Consider the following 16963-nt stretch of genomic DNA (forward strand, 5'->3'; position numbering starts at 1 on the left):
CTGAGCCAGGATCAAACTCTCCGTGAATGCTTGCCGGTGATCCGGCGTACACCACGAGAGCGGAACAGTCGGAGGAATGATCCGACTGTTCACAGCGTCCTCGCTGTGTTTTTCAAAGGAACCTCGTCCCAGCCTGATGGCCGGAGACGGGGTATCAACATATCTGGCGTTGACTTTTGGTACGCTGTTGAGTTCTCAAGGAACGGACGCTTCCTTTGTACTCACCCTCTCGGGCTTTCCTCCGGGCGCTTCCCTTCGGTCTTGCGTTTCCGACTCTATCAGATCCTTTTCCGATCCGATTCCCTGTCGGCGGGATGTGCCGTGGCTTCCGGACTTTCGTCCGTCGGCCTTTCGACATTCACTACGTTAGCCGATTCCTCCGTGGACTCATAATCGAGTCCCGCGAGTTCGAATTCGGGCATGCGGACACGCCGAATTCACTCCCGCTGAGGGGAAGAGGTAGGTAGTGGGTTGGCCGCTTCCGGCTGCAGGCGATTGCCGTACCCGGGTCAAGCGGCTCGGGCTACATTACGCGTCCCCCAAGGGAGAGTCAACTGCGACGCCGCCTCGGCACGTGGGCCCGGTACGGGCTGACCGTCGGGTCGTCGGCGACCCAGTAACGCCATGGATGGACACCGCCCTCGCCGGCCACTCCGGTGCGCGGGCCGTTGCGTACCTGGTCGCGGGGCACGGAGGTGCCGGTCAGGATGCGCAGCGGGGTGTCCTCCGTCGAGCAGGCGTCCGTGCCGTTGAAGGCGCGGTCCACGCCCAGGGCGGTGGCCAGGCGTGCCGGGCCTTTGGCCAGTTCCTTGTCGTTGCGGGCCGAGAGCCGACGGGTGCGGGCCAGCTCGGCACCCTCGATGATCTCGCCGGCGCGGAGCAGGACCGCGCTCGCCTTCCCCTCTGGGCCGCACACCAGGTTCATGCAGAACCACATGCCGTAGGTGAAGTAGACGTAGACGTGTCCCGGAGGACCGAACATCACGTCGTTGCGGGGAGTGCGTCCGCGGTAGGCGTGGGAGCCGGGGTCGTTCTGACCGTCGTAGGCCTCGACCTCCGTCAGGCGGAGGGCGATCGGGCCGTCCGGTGTGTTCCGCACGAGGATGCGGCCCAGGAGGTCGGGAGCTACCTCGAGGATGGGACGGTCGAAGAAATCCCTGGAGAGGGGCGTACGGTCGAGGCTCGCGAACATGCCGTCCGAGCCTAACGCAGGCGGGCCCGCACGCGGGCCGGGCGAGAAGGCGTCCGTCTTGCCAGGGTGGAGGGCGCGGAACCGGCCACGGTCGGATCGCGTTTGTAGGGATCAAGGGTTCACACGTAAAGCCTGAAGAGGGAGAGACATGGCGTTCAAGAGGCTGCTCGCGAGCCTGGGGGCCGGCGGGGCTTCGGTCGAGACCGTGCTGAGCGAGGACAACGTCGTCCCGGGCGGTGTCGTCCAGGGCGAGGTGCGGATCCAGGGCGGCTCCGTGGACCAGCAGATCGAGGCGCTGTCGGTCGGGCTGCAGGCCAAGGTCGAGGTGGAGAGCGGGGACCAGGAGTACAAGCAGGACATCGAGTTCACGAAGGTACGGCTCGGTGGTGCCTTCGAGCTGAAGGCCGGCGCCGTGCACGCGGTGCCGTTCGGGCTGGAGATCCCCTGGGAGACGCCGGTCACGATGATCGACGGTCAGGCGCTGCGCGGGATGAACATCGGCGTCACCACGGAGCTGGAGATCGCGCGCGCCGTGGACTCCGGTGACCTGGACCCGATCAACGTGCACCCGTTGCCGGCGCAGAAGGCGATCCTGGACGCGTTCATACAGCTGGGCTTCCGCTTCAAGAGCGCGGACATGGAGCGGGGCCACATCCGGGGTACGCGCCAGAAGCTGCCCTTCTACCAGGAGATCGAGTTCCTCCCCCCGCAGCAGTACCGGGGGCTGAACCAGGTCGAGCTGAGCTTCGTGGCCGACGCGCAGGCGATGGACGTCGTGCTGGAGATGGACAAGAAGCCGGGTCTGTTCAGCGAGGGCAGCGACACGTTCCGTTCCTTCAAGGTGGGGCTGAACGACTACCAGGGCACCGACTGGACGGCCTACCTCAATCAGTGGCTGTCCGAGGTCGGCAGCAAGCGCAACTGGTTCTAGGGGCTCTAGGCTCGGTCATCTCTGCACCGAACGATCAGGAGGTACCGAGGTGACCGAGCTCAAGCGGCGTCCACTCCCCCATGACTTCCACCCGCCCGTGCCGTCGTTCACGGTCACGAGTGAGGACGTCCAGGAGGGCGCGACGCTCAAGGACGCTCAGGTCCACGCGGCCGGCAACACCTCTCCGCAGCTGCGGTGGGAGGGCTTTCCCGCCGAGACCAAGAGCTTCGCCGTGACGTGCTACGACCCGGACGCCCCGACGGGCAGCGGGTTCTGGCACTGGGTGGTCTTCGACATCCCGGCCTCGGTGACGGAGCTGCCCGCGGGTGCGGGCAGCGGCACCTTCGAAGGGCTGCCCCAGGGGGCCGTACAGGCGCGCAACGACTACGGCACCAGGGACTTCGGCGGTGCCGCCCCGCCCGCCGGGGACGGGCCCCACCGGTACGTGTTCACGGTGTACGCCGTGGACCAGGAGAAGCTGGGACCGGACGCGGAGAGCACCCCCGCGTTCGTCGGCTTCAATCTGCGCTTCCACACGATCGCGCGGGCCCAGCTCATCGGTGAGTACGAGGTGCCCGCCGAGAGCTGAGCCTTCCCGGCGTTCTTGGGACGTTTGCCCGCCCCCGGTCCTGGAATGGATCAGGGGCGGGCGTTTTTGTGTCCGGGGTCGCGGGGGCGCCCCCCGTGGGAGCAGCGGATATTGCGTTGTCCATCTCGGCGTGCCCGGCCAGAGTTGGTCCCAGCCCGCCAGGGGGTGGGCCGGTGCACACGGGAGGTGGGCTGGTATGCGGGACACGCTGGTGCTGAACGCGAGCTTCGAGCCGCTGTCGACGGTGACGTTGAACCGAGCCGTCGTTCTGGTGCTCCAGGACAAGGCCGTGGTCGAACAGGCCCACCCCGAACTGCGGATGCGCGGAGCCGCGCTCGACATACCGGCGCCCCGGGTGATCAGGCTGTGCCAGTACGTACGGGTGCCCTTCCGAAGACGTGCCCCGTGGTCGAGGCGGGGGGTGCTGGTCCGGGACCGGCACCGGTGCGCGTACTGCGGTCGGCGGGCGACGACCGTGGACCACGTGGTGCCGCGGTCGCACGGCGGGCAGGACACATGGCTGAACACGGTCGCCTCGTGCGCGGAGGACAATCACCGCAAGGCGAACCGGACGCCGGAGCAGGCGGGTATGCCGCTGTTGCGGGCGCCGTTCGAGCCGACGCCCGCGGACGCGATGCTGCTGGCGCTGGCCCGCGACGACCTCGACGCGCTGCCGGAGTGGCTGGCGCTGGACGCGGCGTAGCGAGCGTCTGTCGAGTACGGTCGTGCTTCGGCCGGTGGTCATGGGTGGCCGGCGGTCGCGGCCACGCGGGGAAGCCGCACACCGACACGGTCCCCGCGCCCCTCAGCGGGATGCGGGGAACCGGCGGTGTGTCGTCCCGTCAGTCGATGCTCGGCTTCTCGCGGCGCTCCTGGGCCGGGACCGAGCTGCCCGAGGTGCTGCCGCCCCCCGAACCGCCGCCCATGCCGCCGAAGTTGCCCATGGCGCCGGAGAGGCCCTTGAGGGCGTCGCCGATCTCGCTGGGGACGATCCAGAGCTTGTTGGCGTCGCCCTCGGCGATCTTCGGGAGCATCTGCAGGTACTGGTAGGAGAGCAGCTTCTGGTCGGGGTCGCCGGCGTGGATGGCCTCGAAGACGGTGCGGACGGCCTGGGCCTCGCCCTCGGCGCGCAGGGCGGCGGCCTTGGCCTCACCCTCGGCGCGCAGGATCTGGGACTGCTTCTCGCCCTCCGCGCGCAGGATCTCGGACTGCCGGACACCTTCGGCCTGGAGGATGGCGGCGCGCTTGTCGCGGTCGGCGCGCATCTGCTTCTCCATCGAGTCCTGGATGGAGGTGGGCGGTTCGATGGCCTTGAGCTCGACGCGGTTGACGCGGATGCCCCACTTGCCGGTCGCCTCGTCGAGGACTCCGCGCAGGGCAGCGTTGATCTCCTCGCGGGAGGTCAGGGTCCGCTCCAGGTCCATGCCACCGATGATGTTGCGCAGGGTGGTGACGGTGAGCTGCTCGATGGCCTGGATGTAGCTGGCGACCTCGTAGGTCGCGGCGCGGGCGTCGGTCACCTGGTAGTAGATGACGGTGTCGATGTTGACGACCAGGTTGTCCTGGGTGATGACCGGCTGCGGCGGGAACGGGACGACCTGTTCACGCAGGTCGATGCGGTTGCGGATGGTGTCGATGAACGGGACCACGATGTTGAGGCCCGCGTTCAGCGTCCGCGTGTAGCGGCCGAAACGCTCGACGATGGCCGCGCTGGCCTGGGGGATGACCTGGATGGTCTTGATCAGGGCGATGAAGACCAACACCACCAGGATGATCAGAACGATGATGACCGGTTGCATCGTGGCTCCGCGTACCCTTCTCCGCCTGAGCTCTTCGGCGGATGTCCAAGGATCTGTCGGCCTGGTGACCCTGATGACTGCTGATCCTACGGCTGTTGAAGATCTTGCTGGTCGAGTCTGACAGACCGTCGCATGCCCCGGGGCACGTTCGGGCCACTTGCGTCCGGCCGGTCACATGATGATCGCCGTGGCCCCCTCGATGTCCACGACGTCCACTTCCTGCCCCGCTTCGTAGGCCCGGCCGGTGTCGAGTGCGCGCGCCGACCAGACCTCGCCCGCGAGTTTGATCCGGCCGCCGGTGCCGTCGACCCGTTCCAGTACGACGGCCTGTCTGCCCTTCAGGGCGTCCACTCCCGTGGCCAGTTGGGGCCGTTGGGAGCGGTGCCGGGCGGCGATGGGCCGTACGACGGCGATGAGGGCGACCGAGACGATGACGAAGACGAGTACCTGGACGACGAGGTCCGCACCGAACCCGGAGGCGACGGCGGCGGCGACCGCGCCGACGGCGAGCATCCCGAACTCCGGCATCGCGGTCACGACGAGCGGGATTCCGAGCGCTGCCGCGGCGACGAGCCACCACACCCATGCGTCGATGTCGTTCACGCCGTCATGGTAGGTCCGCGGGACGCGCCGGGGACAGGGCGCACGGGGGGCGGGTCAGGACAGGGGGAGCCCCTGTGCGGTCCAGCGGTCGCCGACCTGCTCGACGACGAGCGGGAGTCCGAAGCAGAGGGAGAGGTTGCGGGAGGTGAGCTCCAGCTCCAGCGGGCCCGCCGCGAGGACCTTGCCCTGACGGATCATCAGGACGTGGGTGAAGCCGGGGGCGATCTCCTCGACGTGGTGGGTCACCATGATCATCGAGGGGGCGATCGGGTCCCGGGCGAGGCGGCCGAGGCGGCGGACCAGGTCCTCGCGGCCGCCGAGGTCGAGGCCGGCGGCCGGCTCGTCCAGGAGCAGCAGCTCGGGGTCGGTCATCAGGGCGCGGGCGATCAGCGTGCGCTTGCGCTCGCCCTCGGAGAGGGTGCCGAACTTACGGTCGAGGTACTCGGTCATGCCGAGGCGGTCGAGGAAGGCGCGGGCGCGCTGCTCGTCGATGTCCTCGTAGTCCTCGTGCCAGCCCGCCGTCATGCCGTACGCGGCGGTCAGCACGGTCTGCAGGACGGTCTGGCGCTTGGGCAGCTTGTCGGCCATGGCGATGCCGGCCATGCCGATGCGCGGGCGCAGCTCGAAGACGTCGGTGCCGGGCTTGCCGAGCGTCTCGCCGAGGATGGTGGCGGTGCCCTGGCTGGGGTGAAGGTAGCTGGACGCGACATTGAGGAGGGTGGTCTTGCCGGCGCCGTTGGGTCCGAGGATGACCCAGCGCTCGCCCTCCTTGACCGACCAGGAGACCTGGTCCACCAGAGCCCGGCCCTCGCGGACCACGGATACGTCCTGAAGCTCCAGAACATCGCTCATGAGCGCGTTGTCTCCCCTTGCAGTGTGGCCGGTCTCGGCTGTCGCGTACGCCTGTGGCTCGGGCCGCCGCGCCGGTGGGCGCAGGCCCTCCAGGAAATCTACGCCACCGGTCGCCTTCGCTGTTCCATCGGTCCGGTCCTTAGGGTGGGGGCATGCTCTCGGAACCACGTGCAGGGCGCCTTGCCGCCTGGGGAAATGCCCTCATTGCCGGAATGGTCTCACCGGACGACGCCGTGATCGCGATCGTCGACGAGGACGCGGTGCACCGGGTGGAGGGGTTGCCGGGTGAAGCGGGGCCCGTCGGTCTCACCCTGGCGCTCGGGCGGTTGCGGGCGCTCGGGGTGACCGGGCTGCGGGTCGCGCTGCCCGCGCCGGGCCATCCGCTGGGGCTGAGCGGGCCGCCGGAGTTCAACGCGCGGGCGTTGGAGGCCGAGGAGGCGGTGGTCTGTCACGGGGCCGCGCTGGGACTGGTACCGGAGGTGTACGAGGCGGGGCCCGAGGGCGACGTGCACGTCCAGGTCGTCTGGCACTGCCTGCCGGTGCGGGAGGCGCCGCCGGCTGACGTGCCCTCGCTCGGAGAGGCCGAGCGGGAGCTGGCGGAGGCGCTGCGCGATGCCACGGAGGTGCTGACGCGGTTGGACGTCGCCGGGTCGGGGCCGGTGGCCGAGGCGGCGGTCGCGGCGTACCGGGCGCGGGCGGAGCGGGGCCGGGAGGTGCTGGCTCCTGGGTATCCGCCGCGGGCGGTGCGGGTGCTGGAGCTGGCGCAGCGGGTGGGGGCGCTGGTGTCGCTGGCGTACGAGAACGGGCACGGGGGTGCGGTGAGCGCGTCCGAGATGGCGGCGCGGGGGGAGGCGTTGCGACCGGTGGAGCGGACGGCTCGGCGGGCGCAGGTGGCGGCGTACAACTCCGTTGTGGAGGAGCGGGAGCGGTGACGTCCCTCGGGTTGTGCGGGGGCGTCGCTCTGATCTGACGTCTCCGGCGGGGCGCGGCCCGGCGTCGGCGGGGTGCCTCCCCCAGTGCCTGAACGGCCTGGGAGGTGCCCCCGTCGCCCACCCGTGGCCCCCGAGCGGCACGACTGGCCTCTGTGGCCGCATCGCACGACGACCGGCCTCCCGGGTGGGGCCGGGAGGCCGGGGGTCGTTGTGGCCGTCGGCCTCGGTCAGTGGTTGATGCCCAGGTTGCCGAAGGCCGGGTTCAGGACACCGATGACGTTGACGCTGTTGCCGACGGCGTTCACCGGGACGTGGACCGGCGCCTGGACCACGTTGCCGGAGGCGACGCCCGGGGAGCCGACGGCCTGGCCGTGGGCGTGGGAGCCCTCGGTGGCGGAGGCCATGCCCGCGCCGGCGGCGATCAGCCCGCCGGCCACCATCGTCACGGCCGCTGCCTTCTTCAGGTTCTTCATGTGCAGACCCTCCCTACGGTCGCCGCGGCGGTCGCCGCGGCACGTACTGGAGAACGGCCGGACCCGGCGAAGGATGCGCCATGTGGGTGACATTCCCACGACGGTATGAATCTCGGACCGGAGGGGAACCCTCCGGGTTGCCGCCGCGTACGGGATCAGCCGGTCACTCCGTGGCGTACGGCCCACAGGGCGGCCTGGGTGCGGTCCGCGAGGTCGAGTTTCATCAGGATGTTCGAGACGTGGGTCTTCACGGTCTTCTCGGAGAGCACCAGGGAACGGGCGATCTCCCGGTTGGAGCGTCCGTCCGCTATCAGGCCCAGCACCTCCCGCTCCCGCTCCGTGAGGGAACCGGCTCTCCCCTGACCGGAGCCGCTCTCCTCCTGGGCCAGCAGTGCGCCCGCGACCTCCGGCTGGAGCAGGATGTGCCCCGCGTGGACGGAGCGGATGGCACCGGCCAGCGCGTCGGGGTCGACGTCCTTGTACACGTAGCCCGCCGCGCCCGCCCGGAGGGCCGGGACCACCGTGCGCTGCTCGGTGAAGCTGGTGACGACCAGCACGCGCGCGTGGTTGTCCAGTTCCCGGAGTCTGCGCAGCGCCTCGACGCCGTCCATGCCGGGCATCTTGACGTCCATGAGGATCACGTCGGGCCTCAGCTCCTCGGCGCGGTCGACTCCCTCCGCGCCGTCCGCGGCCTCACCGACCACCTCGATGTCGTCCTGCACCTCCAGGAAGGTGCGCAGGCCCCGGCGGACCACTTGATGGTCGTCGACGAGCAGCACCCTGATCGCGTCAGCCACCGGGGACCTCCATCTCGATCGTGGTGCCCTTGCCGGGCGCCGATTCCACGGTCAGCCTGCCGCCGGCACCGTTCGCCCGGTCCCGCATGGAGACCAGGCCCAGGTGCCGTCCCGCGCGGCGCACCGTGCGCGGGTCGAAGCCGCTGCCGTCGTCGGTGACGCGCAGCACGGCTCCGGTGCCGCGCCGGTGCAGGGTCACGTCGACGTGCTCCGCCGCGGCGTGGCGCAGAGCGTTGTGCAACGCCTCCTGGGCGACGCGCAGCATCGCCTCCTCCTGGGCGGCGGGCAGGGCCTTGACCCCGTGGCCGGTGAAGGTCACGCGCGCGCTGTGGGCGCGGTCGAGGACCTGGATCTGGGTGCGGAGGGTGGCGACGAGGCCGTCCTCGTCCAGGGCGGCGGGGCGCAGCTCGACGACGGCGGCGCGCAGCTCGTCGGCGGCCTCCGCGGCGAGCTCGGCGACCTGCTGCAGCTCGCCCTTGGCGCGCGCGGGGTCGCGGTCGACCAGGGTGGCGGCGGCCTGGGCGGTCAGGCGCAGCGAGAAGAGCTTCTGGCTGACCGCGTCGTGCAGCTCGTGGGCCAGGCGGGAGCGTTCCTCGGCGATGGTCAGCTCACGGCTGCGTTCGTACAGGCGGGCGTTGGTGAGGGCGATCGCGGCGTGCTGGGCGAGGATGCCCAGCAGTTCCTCGTCGTCCGTGGTGAAGCCGCAGCCGCCCTCGGGCTTCACGCAGTTCTTGTTGGCGAGGAAGAGTGCGCCCATCACCTCGTCGCCGTCGCGGATCGGCAGCCCCAGGAAGTCGGCCAGGTCGGGGTGGGCGGACGGCCAGCCCTCGAAGCGGGGGTCCTTGCGGACGTCCGCCAGGCGCTGGGGCGTGGCCTCCCGGAGCATCGCGGCGAGGATGCCGTGCTGGCGGGGCAGGGGGCCGATGGCCTTCCACTGCTCGTCGCTGACGCCGTCGACCACGAACTGGGCGAAGCCGCCGTGGTCGTCGGGGACGCCGAGCGCCGCGTACTGCGCGTCGAGCAGCTCGCGGGCCGAGGCGACGATCGTCTTGAGGACGTCGCGCACCTCGAGGTGCCTGCTCATGGCCAGCAGCGCGGAGCTCACCGCGGCGAGGCCGGTCCGGGGGCCGTGACTCATGTCCTCACGGTACCGGCGGGGCGCGAGGGCGGGATCGGCCCTGCGGCCGCAGCCGCCTAGGACGGTGGGCCTAGGCCGGAGGTCCCGCCCGTCGGTCCTAGGGCGAAGGGCCCCGCACGGTTGCGGCCCGTGCCCGAGGCGGCCGGCGCGGCCCGGTTCCTACGGTGCGGAGCACGCCGGTCCGATCGGGCGGCGTGGACGACGAGGGGACGTGTGTCATGCCGGTTGCGGTCATCACCGGGGCGTCGAAGGGTCTGGGCCGGGCGCTCGCCGAGGCGCTGGCGGCGCGGGGCTGGGACCTGGTGCTCGACGCCAGGACCGCGGGGGTGCTCGAGGAGACGGCGGCGGCGCTGGAGGCGTACGGCACACGCGTGACGGCGCTGCCGGGGGATGTCACGGATGCCGGGCACCGGGCCGGTCTGGTGGCGGCTGCCTGGCGGCTGGGCGGGGTGGACCTGCTGGTCAGCAATGCGAGCGCGCTGGGAGCGGAGCCGCTGGTGCGGCTGGAGGAGCTGTCGCCGGCCGGCCTGCGGCGGGCGCTGGAGGTGAACGTGGTGGCCGCGCTGGGCCTGGTGCAGGAGGCGCTGCCGCTGCTGCGCACGGCACGGGCGGGCGCGGTCATGACGGTGAGCTCGGACGCCGCGGCGGAGGCGTACGAGACGTGGGGCGGTTACGGGGCGTCCAAGGCGGCGCTGGACCAGTTGGCGGCGGTGCTGGCCGTCGAGGAGCCGGGGCTGCGGGTCTGGGCGGTCGACCCCGGGGACATGGCCACGGACCTGTACGCGGCGGCCGTACCGGACGACGACGATCCGCGGCCCGCTCCGGCGAGTGTCGTTCCGGCGCTGCTGAGGCTGTTGGACGAGCGGCCGGCCAGCGGTCGCTACGGGGCTCCGGCGCTGCTGGAGGAGCGGCGATGACGCCGGTCCCGCATGTCCCCGGGGAGCTGTCGGCCCGGGTGCCGGCCGAGCAGCGGGGCCCCGGGCTGGACCGGGACGACGTACGGCTGCTGGTGTCGCGGGGTGGCGAGGTGTCGCACCACAGGTTCGGGGAGCTGCCGGGGCTGCTGCGGGCCGGTGACCTGCTGATCGTCAACACGTCGCCCACGCTGGCCGCCGCCGTGGACGGGTGGGTCGGGCACGCACGCGTGGTGGTGCACTTCTCCACGCGTGGGGACGACGGCCGGTGGGCGGTGGAGTTGCGGGACCCGGACGGAAGGGGCACCACGCGCGCGCGTGCGGAGGTGAGGGTGAGCACGCGCGCGCGTGCGGGAGAAGAAGGGGGAGCGACCGCGCGGGGGCGTACGGGAGCAGGGCGCGGGGTACCGCCGGCGAAGGGCGGTGGCGGGAGACCGGCGGGGACGGAGGTGCGGCTGCCGGGGGGCGCGCGGCTGGTGCTGGAGGAGCCGTTGAGTGCGCGCGGGCAGCGGCTGTGGTGGGCGCGGGTGTCGGGAGCGGAGGTGCCGGCGGTGCTGCGGGGGCACGGGCGGCCCATTCGCTACTCCTACACGGAACGGGACCAGCCGCTGTCCGTGTACCAGACGGTGTTCGCCCTGCCTTCGGCCGATGGGTCGGGCAGCGCCGAGATGCCGAGCGCTGCACGGCCCTTCACGGCGCGGATGGTGGCGGAGCTGGTGAGCCGGGGGGTGCAGTTCGCGCCGGTGACGCTGCACACGGGGGTGGCGTCCGCCGAGGCGCACGAGCCGCCGTACCCGGAGCGGTTCTCCGTGCCGGAGGCGTCGGCGCGCCTGGTCAACGCCGCGAGGGCGGGGGGAGGGCGGGTGGTGGCCGTGGGGACGACCGCCGTGCGGGCGGTGGAGTCGGCGGCCGGTGCCGACGGGGTCGTACGGGCCCGGGCGGGGTGGACGGATCTGGTCGTGACCCCGCGGCGCGGGGTGCGGGTGGTGGACGGGCTGCTGACGGGGCTGCACGAGCCCGAGGCCTCGCATCTGCTGATGCTGGAGGCGGTGGCGGGGCGGGCGGCGATCGACCGCGGGTACGAGGCGGCGGTGCGTGAGCGCTACCTGTGGCACGAGTTCGGGGACGTCCATCTCCTCCTGCCGTAGGAGAGCCCGTCCAGCCCTTCACTCATCGCATTGCTTCAGCAACTATCCGTGAGAAGGGCGCGGGGCCGATGTGAGCCCGCACATAGGGCACAGGTCACGTACGAAGGGGAGTAGGAGAACGACTCGTCCGTTTTGAGCGGGGCAGATGGTCCAGTCTGCCCCGTTTCGCCCTTCCCTGATCCACTACCCGGGATCGTACGTCACACCTTTGCCTCCGGATTTTGCCGCCGCTAAGAATTGCTCTCGTCGCTCAGCGCCGTGGGCTCCCCCCCGCGGCGTTTGTGCCGGAAGCACCCCTGTCCCCACCGGACGAGAGCGACCTCCGCGCTATTCGAAGAGGTCTATCCCGCCATGCTCAAGAACATCCTTTCCCGTGGTCCCAGTCGTCCCCTGAACCGCACCCACAAGGTCGCGATGGCCGGTGTCGGCACCCTCGGCGCCGCCGCTGTCGCGTTCACCGCCGTGCCGGCCAGCGGTCAGACGACCACGAGCGAGGCCGCTCCCACGGCCAAGGTGGCGTACAGCACCCAGCAGATCCAGCACGTGCACCCCGAGGTCACCGGCCGGCTCGCCGGTGCCGACCAGAAGGTCGCCGCCATCGAGGCGAAGAAGGAGGCGGCCACCAAGGCCGCCGCCGCCAAGACCGCCGCGAAGAAGGCCGCCGCCGAGAAGGCCACGCAGACGCGCGCGGCCAAGGCGACCACGAGCCGGTCCGCCCAGCGCGTCGAGGTCAAGCAGGTCTCGGCGAAGAGCTACGCCGACAACCTCGACGGCTGGATCCGCGAGGCCATGGCCATCATGGACAAGCACGACATCCCCGGTAGCTACAGCGGCATCCACCGCAACATCATCCGGGAGTCCTCCGGCAACCCGAGGGCCATCAACGACTGGGACATCAACGCCATCAACGGCATCCCGTCCAAGGGCCTGCTCCAGGTGATCCCGCCGACGTTCAACGCCTACCACGTGCCCGGCACGTCCTGGGACATCTACGACCCGGTCGCCAACATCGCCGCCGCGTGCAACTACGCCGCGGACAAGTACGGCACCATGGACAACGTCGACAGCGCGTACTGAGGTCAGCGCGGACCTCTTCACGCCGGCGCAGAGCCGAACGCCGAAGGGCGGCACCCTCATGACGGGTGCCGCCCTTCGGGGCGTTCGGCGCGGTGTGGCCGGCCGCGGCTACTTGCGCATGACCTCGGGCTCGTGGCGGCGCAGGAAGCGGGCGACGAAGAATCCGCAGATCACGCCGAGGGCGATCAGGGCGGCCATGTCCATCCCCCAGGCGCCGACGGAGTGCTCCCACAGCGGGTCCGTCTCACCGCCCGCCTCGGGCGGGCTGATCCTGTTGAAGTCCAGCGTGGCGCCCGCGGCGGCGACCGCCCAGCGCGAGGGCATCAGGTACGAGAACTGGTTGACGCCGACCGCGTCGTTCAGGGCGAAGAGGCAGCCGGTGAAGACGACCTGGATGATCGCGAACATGACCAGCAGCGGCATGGTCTTCTCCGCGGTCTTCACCAGCGACGAGATGATCAGCCCGAACATCATCGAGGTGAAGCCGAGTGCCATGATCGGCAGGGAGAGCTCGATCAAGGTGGCACTGCCGAGGATCAGGCCCTCCTGCGGGATCTCCCGGCTGGCGAAGCCGATCACGCCGACCAGCAGCCCCTGGAAGACGGTGATCATGCCGAGGACGAACACCTTGGACATCAGGTACGCGGAACGCGACAGCCCGGTCGCGCGCTCCCGCTCGTAGATGACCCGTTCCTTGATCAGCTCGCGGACGGAGTTCGCGGCGCCGGCGAAGCAGGCGCCGACAGCGAGGATGAGCAGGACCGTGGTGGCGGTGCCGTTCGGGATGATCCGGCCGCTCTTCGGGTTGGGCGGGTTGGGCAGCAGACCCTTGTCCGCGTCGATGAGCAGGCTCACCGCGCCGAGCACGGCCGGAAGGATCACCATCAGGGCGAGGAAGCCCTTGTCGGAGACGATCACCGAGACGTAGCGCCGCACCAGCGTCATGAACTGCGACATCCAGCCCTGCGGCTTCGGCGGCTTCATCGCCTGCATGGGCGGCACCTGTACGGGCTGCGGTGCGACGGCGTCGATGTCCGCGGCGTACATCTGGTAGTGCTGCGAGCCCTTCCAGCGGCCCGCCCAGTCGTAGTCGCGGTAGTTCTCGAAGGCGGAGAAGACGTCGGCCCAGGAGTCGTAGCCGAAGAAGTTCAGCGCCTCCTCGGGCGGGCCGAAGTAGGCGACCGAGCCGCCCGGTGCCATCACCAGCAGCTTGTCGCAGATCGCCAGCTCGGCCACCGAGTGGGTGACGACGAGGACGGTTCGGCCGTCGTCGGCGAGGCCGCGCAGCAGCTGCATGACGTCGCGGTCCATGCCCGGGTCGAGGCCGGAGGTCGGCTCGTCCAGGAAGATCAGCGACGGCTTGGTCAGCAGCTCCAGGGCGACGGACACGCGCTTGCGCTGGCCGCCGGACAGGGAGGTGACCTTCTTGTCCTTGTGGATGTCGAGCTTGAGCTCGCGCAGCACCTCGTCGATGCGGGCGTCGCGCTCGGCGCCGGTGGTGTCGGCCGGGAAGCGCAGCTTGGCCGCGTACTTCAGGGCCTTCTTCACGGTCAGCTCCTTGTGCAGGATGTCGTCCTGCGGGACCAGACCGATGCGCTGGCGCAGCTCGGCGAACTGCTTGTAGAGGTTCCGGTTGTCGTAGAGGACCTCGCCCTGGTCGGCGGGCCGGTACCCGGTGAGCGCCTTGAGCAGGGTGGACTTGCCGGAGCCGGACGGGCCGATGACCGCGATCAGCGACTTCTCGGGCACGCCGAAGGAGACGTCCTTGAGGATCTGCTTGCCGCCGTCGACCGTGACGGTCAGGTGACGGGCGGAGAAGGACACCTCACCGGTGTCGACGAACTCCTCGAGCCGGTCGCCGACGATCTGGAACGTCGAGTGGCCGACGCCCACGACGTCGGTCGGGCCGAGCAGCTGGGAGCCGCCCTTGGCGATCGGCTGACCGTTGACGTACGTGCCGTTGTGCGAGCCCAGGTCGCGGATCTCCATGCGGCCGTCGGGCGTCGAGTGGAACTCCGCGTGGTGGCGGGAGACCTGGAGGTCGGAGACGACCAGGTCGTTCTCCAGGGCGCGGCCGATGCGCATGACGCGGCCGAGCGAGAACTGGTGGAACGTGGTCGGGCTGCGGTCGCCGTGGACCGGCGGCGCCCCCGCCGCGCCACCGGGCCCCTGCTGCTGGGGGATGTGCGGTGCGTGCTGCTGCGGCTGCTGCGGTGCCTGCTGCGGCTGCTGCCAGGCGGCCTGCTGCGGGACCTGGTGCTGCGGTGCCTGCTGGTGCGGTGCCTGGGGCTGCGGTGCCTGCTGGTGCGGTGCCTGGGGCTGCGGTGCCTGCTGGTGCGGTGCCTGGGGCTGCGCTGCCTGATGCTGCGGTGCCTGGGGCTGCTGAGGTACCTGCTGCTGTGGTTCCTGGGCGGGTGCCTGCTGGGCCCAGCCCGCGTTCGCGCCCTGCGCGGCGTACGGCTGCTGCCGGGGCTGGGCCTGCGGCGTGCCGACGGCGGACTCGCCGCCGGTCAGGTTCACGCGCGGTCCGTCGGTCGCGTTGCCCAGGTTCAGCACCGTGCCGGCGCCGAGTTCCATCCGCTGGATGCGCTGCCCGTGCACGAACGTGCCGTTGGTGCTGCCGTGGTCCTCGATGACCCAACTGCGGCCGTCGAAACTGATCGTGGCATGCCGCCAGGAGACCCTGGCGTCGTCGAAGACAAGTTCCCCCTGCGGATCGCGTCCGAGCGCGTAGGACCGGGACGGATCGAGCGTCCAGGTCCGTCCATTAGATTCCAGTACGAGTTCCGGCACTCCATGCCCCACTGAGTTGTCCCCCGAATTACCCCCGTCGCGGGGAGTCTAGGGATGTCGAACATCGGGGGGAACTATTTCAGGCTCGGCCCCCTGACCGAAAGTCGGGCCTCGTGAAGACCGCGCAGGCGCCCACCGGCCGTTTCCGTTGACGGGGTTGAAACCTGCCCGGAGAGTGGTAATCCACGCGAGAGGGGACATGCGCGGCAACCCCGCCGCGCCGCGGTTCGGGGGGTCTGCCATGAGCGCGTCCACGAGCGTCGGAACCGAGGGGTACGGCACCAGGGTCCCGTGGGGCGACGTCCTGATGTCCGCGATCGCCTCCGTGAGCTGGGCGTTGATCGGGATGGCGGGGACGGCCGCGCTCGGTCTGCGGCTTCTGGACGCGGACGCGGCGGGCTCGTCGGGGCCGATGACCTCGGCGGTCGTGGCCCTCGGGGCAGGAGGTTCGGTCACACCGGCCGGGGACGTGTCCGCGTTCGGGCTGACAGGGGCTCAGGCGCACGCCGCCGTCGAGATCACGCCACTGGGTGTGGGGCTGGTCGGTGCGCTGCTCCTGTCGTTCTTCTTCCTGCGGTCGCTGCGGGCGGCCGGAGTCGTGGTCACACCCGCCGAACTCCTGGCGCGTGCGGGCGCGGTGGTCGCCCTGTTCGTGGCGATGCTGGGCGGACTGGCCTGGGTGGGGCACGACGTCGTGACGGTCGACGGTGGCTCGCTCGGGCTGGACGGCCTGTCCGGCGGCGGAACGGGCGGCGGCGGGGGCCTCGAGATTCCGGGACTCGGTGATGTGGGGGACATCGGCGGGCTGCTGCCCGACCGGATCGGTGACCTCGTCGACGCCGAGGTCACCGTCGGCTTCACGGTCGACACCGTGCCGACACTGCTGGGCGGGCTGGCCTGGTCCGCCGGGGTCCTGCTGATCGCGCTGCTCGCCTCGCGCCGCGCTCCCCTGCCGCGCGGGTGCGAGGTCCTGCACCGGGTGGTGCGGCCGGCCGTGTCCGCCCTCGTCACGGTGGCGCTGACGGCCGTGGCGGCCGGCTACGCGGCGGCGGCGTACGCGGCGATCGGTGACGACCATCCCCGGCGGATCGCGGGAGCGGCGCTGCTGGGGGCGCCGAACGGGGTCTGGCTGGGCGTACCGATCGGCCTGTTCGTGCCGTGGGACGGGCAGGCCACCGGTGAGCTGGTCCGGGTTCTCCCGGATCCGCTGGACGAGCTGCTGGGCGCAGGCGCCGAGGAGCCGGTCACCCTGGGGCGGCTGGCGGAGCTGGACGGGCGGGTGTGGCTGCTGGGGGTGGCGGCGGCACTGCTGATGCTGCTGGCCGGGGTGCTGACCGCGGTGCGGACGCCGGTGGCGCGGGAGGAGGCGGGCTCGTTCGGTTTCGCGGGCCGGTGTGCGCTGCGGCTGGGCGTCGGGACCGCGCTGACCCTGCCGCTGTCGGCCTGGCTGGCGGAGGTGTCCGTGGACACCTCGCTCTCGGTGTTCGGCGTCGACGTGTCCGGGGCGGGCATCGGCCTGCGCGGGCATCTCGGCACGGCGCTGCTGCTGGGTGCCGCGTGGGGCGCGGGCGCGGGGGGTGCCGGTGCGTTGCTCGCACGGGTGAGCGGGGCGGCGGGCCGACGGGCGACGCCGTTGGCACGGAGTGCAGCCGGGGTGGCGGGGGGTGGGCTCGGGGGCGCGGACCGGGCCTCGGGCACGGGGACCGGTACGGGCACGGGCACGGG

At 71.2% G+C, this 16963-nt stretch carries 16 protein-coding genes; 8 read left to right on the forward strand and 8 right to left on the reverse strand.

Annotated elements, in window-relative coordinates; all coding sequences use genetic code 11:
- Positions 1-550: 550 nt before the first annotated feature.
- The gene (locus KUM32_RS25280; RefSeq protein WP_217144256.1) at positions 551-1192 is read right to left on the reverse strand and encodes a DNA-3-methyladenine glycosylase; all 642 of its coding nucleotides are present in this window, start codon (positions 1190-1192) and stop codon (positions 551-553) included.
- Positions 1193-1340: 148 nt separating this feature from the next.
- Here KUM32_RS25280 and KUM32_RS25285 point away from each other — a divergent pair, with 148 nt between their 5' ends.
- The 3 genes from KUM32_RS25285 (at position 1341) to KUM32_RS25295 (ending at position 3415) form a co-directional block, all read left to right on the forward strand.
- Positions 1341-2123, forward strand: coding sequence for a sporulation protein (locus KUM32_RS25285; RefSeq protein ID WP_217144257.1), 783 nt, complete (start codon positions 1341-1343; stop codon positions 2121-2123).
- Between the two features lie 49 nt (positions 2124-2172).
- Positions 2173-2712: a YbhB/YbcL family Raf kinase inhibitor-like protein gene (locus KUM32_RS25290; protein ID WP_217144258.1), complete on the forward strand. Its 540-nt coding sequence runs from the start codon at positions 2173-2175 to the stop codon at positions 2710-2712.
- 196 nt (positions 2713-2908) lie between these two features.
- On the forward strand, positions 2909-3415 hold the full coding sequence (locus KUM32_RS25295; protein WP_217144259.1) for an HNH endonuclease: 507 nt from the start codon (positions 2909-2911) through the stop codon (positions 3413-3415).
- Between the two features lie 139 nt (positions 3416-3554).
- On the opposite strand, the gene KUM32_RS25300 is transcribed toward KUM32_RS25295, so the two are convergent.
- The 3 genes from KUM32_RS25300 to KUM32_RS25310 all read right to left on the reverse strand — a co-directional run bounded on the left by KUM32_RS25300 (position 3555) and on the right by KUM32_RS25310 (position 5966).
- On the reverse strand, positions 3555-4511 hold the full coding sequence (locus KUM32_RS25300) for an SPFH domain-containing protein (protein ID WP_217144260.1): 957 nt from the start codon (positions 4509-4511) through the stop codon (positions 3555-3557).
- A 171-nt stretch (positions 4512-4682) separates the two neighbouring features.
- Positions 4683-5114 carry an NfeD family protein gene (locus KUM32_RS25305; protein ID WP_217144261.1) on the reverse strand — a complete coding sequence of 144 codons (432 nt, stop codon included), beginning with the start codon at positions 5112-5114 and terminating at the stop codon, positions 4683-4685.
- Positions 5115-5168: 54 nt separating this feature from the next.
- The gene (locus KUM32_RS25310) at positions 5169-5966 is read right to left on the reverse strand and encodes an ABC transporter ATP-binding protein (RefSeq protein ID WP_217144262.1); all 798 of its coding nucleotides are present in this window, start codon (positions 5964-5966) and stop codon (positions 5169-5171) included.
- A 152-nt stretch (positions 5967-6118) separates the two neighbouring features.
- Here KUM32_RS25310 and KUM32_RS25315 point away from each other — a divergent pair, with 152 nt between their 5' ends.
- Complete coding sequence (locus tag KUM32_RS25315; protein WP_217144263.1) at positions 6119-6898, forward strand: hypothetical protein; 780 nt, start codon at positions 6119-6121, stop codon at positions 6896-6898.
- A 227-nt stretch (positions 6899-7125) separates the two neighbouring features.
- Here KUM32_RS25315 and chpE read toward each other — a convergent pair whose 3' ends face one another.
- From chpE to KUM32_RS25330, 3 genes are all read right to left on the reverse strand, one after another.
- Positions 7126-7371: a chaplin ChpE gene (chpE, locus tag KUM32_RS25320; protein WP_217144264.1), complete on the reverse strand. Its 246-nt coding sequence runs from the start codon at positions 7369-7371 to the stop codon at positions 7126-7128.
- Between the two features lie 155 nt (positions 7372-7526).
- Positions 7527-8168: a response regulator transcription factor gene (locus tag KUM32_RS25325; RefSeq protein ID WP_217144265.1), complete on the reverse strand. Its 642-nt coding sequence runs from the start codon at positions 8166-8168 to the stop codon at positions 7527-7529.
- Positions 8161-9306 (reverse strand): GAF domain-containing sensor histidine kinase, encoded by a 1146-nt coding sequence (locus tag KUM32_RS25330; RefSeq protein ID WP_217144266.1) that lies wholly within the window; start codon positions 9304-9306, stop codon positions 8161-8163. The genes KUM32_RS25325 and KUM32_RS25330 overlap by 8 nt, the downstream gene beginning before the upstream one ends.
- 218 nt (positions 9307-9524) lie before the next feature.
- On the opposite strand from KUM32_RS25330, the gene KUM32_RS25335 reads away from it, so the two are divergent.
- The 3 genes from KUM32_RS25335 to KUM32_RS25345 all read left to right on the forward strand — a co-directional run bounded on the left by KUM32_RS25335 (position 9525) and on the right by KUM32_RS25345 (position 12445).
- Complete coding sequence (locus KUM32_RS25335) at positions 9525-10223, forward strand: SDR family oxidoreductase (protein ID WP_217144267.1); 699 nt, start codon at positions 9525-9527, stop codon at positions 10221-10223.
- Positions 10220-11368 carry an S-adenosylmethionine:tRNA ribosyltransferase-isomerase gene (locus tag KUM32_RS25340; protein WP_217144268.1) on the forward strand — a complete coding sequence of 383 codons (1149 nt, stop codon included), beginning with the start codon at positions 10220-10222 and terminating at the stop codon, positions 11366-11368. Before KUM32_RS25335 ends, KUM32_RS25340 begins: the two co-directional genes overlap by 4 nt.
- Positions 11369-11719: 351 nt before the next feature.
- Positions 11720-12445 (forward strand): transglycosylase SLT domain-containing protein, encoded by a 726-nt coding sequence (locus tag KUM32_RS25345; RefSeq protein ID WP_217144269.1) that lies wholly within the window; start codon positions 11720-11722, stop codon positions 12443-12445.
- A gap of 108 nt (positions 12446-12553) precedes the next feature.
- Here the strand turns inward: KUM32_RS25345 and KUM32_RS25350 are convergent, their stop codons facing one another.
- On the reverse strand, positions 12554-15238 hold the full coding sequence (locus KUM32_RS25350) for an FHA domain-containing protein (RefSeq protein WP_308408716.1): 2685 nt from the start codon (positions 15236-15238) through the stop codon (positions 12554-12556).
- Positions 15239-15479: 241 nt separating this feature from the next.
- Here KUM32_RS25350 and KUM32_RS25355 point away from each other — a divergent pair.
- On the forward strand, positions 15480-16963 hold a 1484-nt coding region (locus KUM32_RS25355), incomplete at its 3' end, for a streptophobe family protein (RefSeq protein WP_217144271.1).

It is taken from the genome of Streptomyces sp. AC627_RSS907 (genome assembly GCF_019049165.1).

Bases quoted from the DNA above. Each gene is read 5' to 3' on its own strand.
- KUM32_RS25300 (WP_217144260.1), bottom strand. From the start codon at position 4,511: ATGCAACCGGTCATCATCGTTCTGATCATCCTGGTGGTGTTGGTCTTC.
- KUM32_RS25315 (WP_217144263.1), top strand. From the start codon at position 6,119: ATGCTCTCGGAACCACGTGCAGGGCGCCTTGCCGCCTGGGGAAATGCC.
- KUM32_RS25295 (WP_217144259.1), top strand. From the start codon at position 2,909: ATGCGGGACACGCTGGTGCTGAACGCGAGCTTCGAGCCGCTGTCGACG.
- KUM32_RS25285 (WP_217144257.1), top strand. From the start codon at position 1,341: ATGGCGTTCAAGAGGCTGCTCGCGAGCCTGGGGGCCGGCGGGGCTTCG.
- chpE (WP_217144264.1), bottom strand. From the start codon at position 7,371: ATGAAGAACCTGAAGAAGGCAGCGGCCGTGACGATGGTGGCCGGCGGG.
- KUM32_RS25280 (WP_217144256.1), bottom strand. From the start codon at position 1,192: ATGTTCGCGAGCCTCGACCGTACGCCCCTCTCCAGGGATTTCTTCGAC.
- KUM32_RS25310 (WP_217144262.1), bottom strand. From the start codon at position 5,966: ATGAGCGATGTTCTGGAGCTTCAGGACGTATCCGTGGTCCGCGAGGGC.
- KUM32_RS25330 (WP_217144266.1), bottom strand. From the start codon at position 9,306: ATGAGTCACGGCCCCCGGACCGGCCTCGCCGCGGTGAGCTCCGCGCTG.
- KUM32_RS25335 (WP_217144267.1), top strand. From the start codon at position 9,525: ATGCCGGTTGCGGTCATCACCGGGGCGTCGAAGGGTCTGGGCCGGGCG.
- KUM32_RS25340 (WP_217144268.1), top strand. From the start codon at position 10,220: ATGACGCCGGTCCCGCATGTCCCCGGGGAGCTGTCGGCCCGGGTGCCG.
- KUM32_RS25345 (WP_217144269.1), top strand. From the start codon at position 11,720: ATGCTCAAGAACATCCTTTCCCGTGGTCCCAGTCGTCCCCTGAACCGC.